The organism is Roseateles sp. P5_B10, from assembly GCF_056400485.1.
This window is the reverse complement of sequence record NZ_JBFULE010000890.1, coordinates 1-2,056: the sequence shown is the minus strand read 5'-3', so window position 1 is coordinate 2,056 and position 2,056 is coordinate 1. Positions and strand designations below refer to the sequence as shown.

The window sequence follows — 2,056 nt, the reverse complement described above, 5'->3', positions numbered from 1 at the left end:
GGGCAGGCCAGCCCGGCCTTGGCCGTGCGCGTGATGCGCACGTTGGCGACGCTGACGCGGCCCGTGCCGGTCGCGTCGATGGCGAATGGCAGCCTGACCTTGGAGAAGTCGGCGCCTTCGCGCGTGAAGCAGCTCATGGCCAGGGCGACGTGCTGCCAGCCCTTGCCGGCCCAGCTGCGGGCCGGCTCGATGAGGTTGACGCCGCGCTCGCAGCCGTCGCCGCAACTGAGCTTGGCACGCACACCGCCCTTGGCGAGTTCGGCCACATCGAGGTCGAACTCCAGCGTGCCGCCCAGGTAGGGGCGCAAGTCCAGCGGCTCGCGGCTTTCGATGCGCAGCGTGGCCTGCCAGAGATCCTTCCAGTCCAGCAACACGGCCTCGCGTTTGCCGCCGGTCGTGAGTGCGCTAGCGGCCAGCGTGCTGGCTCGTGCGTAGTCGGCGGTCGGCGCCGGGACGACGACGCCGTCGCCTGTCAGCTCGACCTGTTTCTCCCAGTGGCCGACGACAGTGCGCCAGGCGGCCGATGGCGCCGGCAGGAGGGTGATGTCGGGCGCTGCCTGCGCCAGGGCGCCCAGGGCCGCCGTGGTGAGCAGCGCGCCTAGGATTGCCGTGCGAACGCCGCTCACTTGTAGCGCCCCATCTTGACCTTCAGCACGCGCGGGTTCGCGACGAAGTTCAGGCCCCAGTCGACCTGGTCGCCGTTCCAGCGGCGCTCCGTCACCCACTTGCCGCTGGCGTCGAAGTGGCCTTCCTCGGCGTATTCGATCAGCGCGCGGCTGCTGCCTTCGATGTCGTCGATGCGCACGCGTGCCTGCTGGCCCACCAGCAGGAATTCGTCGTCGCCGATCTGCGCGATGGACACGCCACCGACGAGCTTGGCGGCATGCGCCGGCGCCTCCTTCTGGTTGCCCGGCCATTCACGCTCGCCGAACTGCCACTGGCCGAAGGTGACGTGGGCCTTCCAGCCCTTCATCGTGACGAACTGATCGGCATGGTCGTCGGGCTCGGACACGCCGTGCGTGCGGCCCTCGAAGGCCCATCGCGCCCACTGGCGCTGCATCGGCCGGAAGGCGGCGAAGATCTTGGCGAAAGGCTCCAGCGTGGCCTTGTCGTTGGTCTTGGCGCCGAGCGGGTAGTTGGCGTAATCGAAGTAGTCGATGCCGAAGGGCGAGACGCCGATGGAGCCGCTGCCCAGGATCTGATAGAGGTAGCGGGCATAGAGCTCGGCATTGCCGATCTCGGGCACGAACAAGGCGTTGTCGGGACGCTTGAACTTGGCCAGATTGGCGTTGAGCTTGGCCGACTCGGGGTTGTAGATATCGGGGCCGACGATGTCGATGGCGGGCGCGGCGGCCTTGTAGATGTCGATGACGTCGTAGGTCGGGCCGCCGCTGGCGAAGTTCTTGTTCCAGGGCTTGGGCGGCTGCTCCAGCGGGTCGCGCAGCGCGTTGTTGACATACATCGGCAGGTCGTAGACGGCGCGGCCGGCCTTGGCGATCTCGCCGATGTAGCGGGCCTTGGCCCAGGCGTGGAAGTACTCGTCGGCGTAGTCGCCGTAGACGGCGCGCCAGTTGCCCTTGGCCGCGCCCGGCACCGGCGCCTTCTTGCGCGCCAGCACGGCGGCTGGCACGTCGGCTTCGAAAGCGGCCTGTGCCGTCTTGCCGAAGTCGCGCACCAGGCCGAAGGTGCCAACCTCGTTTTCCACCTGCACCATCAGCACGGTGCGCTCGTTCTCGTCGATCTTCTTCAGGTGGGCCATCAGCGCCGTGAAGGCTCGTCTGTCGGCCTTGAGCGTTTCTTCGCCGAGGGGCGAGAGGCAGTAGCTGTTCTTGCCGTCCGGCTCGACCATGCGCGGGAAGCGCTGGTTGTCGAACTTGACCCAGGCGGGCGTGTACTGCGGGCTGGTGTTCTTCCAGGTGCCGAACCACAGCAGCACCACGCGCACCTTGTTCTCGCGCGCCTGCTTGACGAGGGTGTCGACGAAGGAGAAGTCGAAGTGGCCTTCGACGGGTTCGATCTGCTCCCAGGCCACCGGCACCTCCACGGTGTTGGCGTG

The 2,056-nt window shown here is 67.8% G+C and carries 2 protein-coding genes; both read right to left on the bottom strand.

Going from position 1 to position 2,056, the window contains the following annotated elements:
- A partial coding sequence (locus tag AC1DU6_RS28915; protein WP_477861368.1) for a putative glycoside hydrolase occupies positions 1 to 626 on the bottom strand: 626 nt, incomplete at its 3' end.
- Positions 623 to 2,056: DUF5597 domain-containing protein (locus AC1DU6_RS28910; RefSeq protein WP_477861366.1), on the bottom strand; the 1,434-nt coding region annotated here is incomplete at its 5' end. The genes AC1DU6_RS28910 and AC1DU6_RS28915, both read right to left, overlap by 4 nt.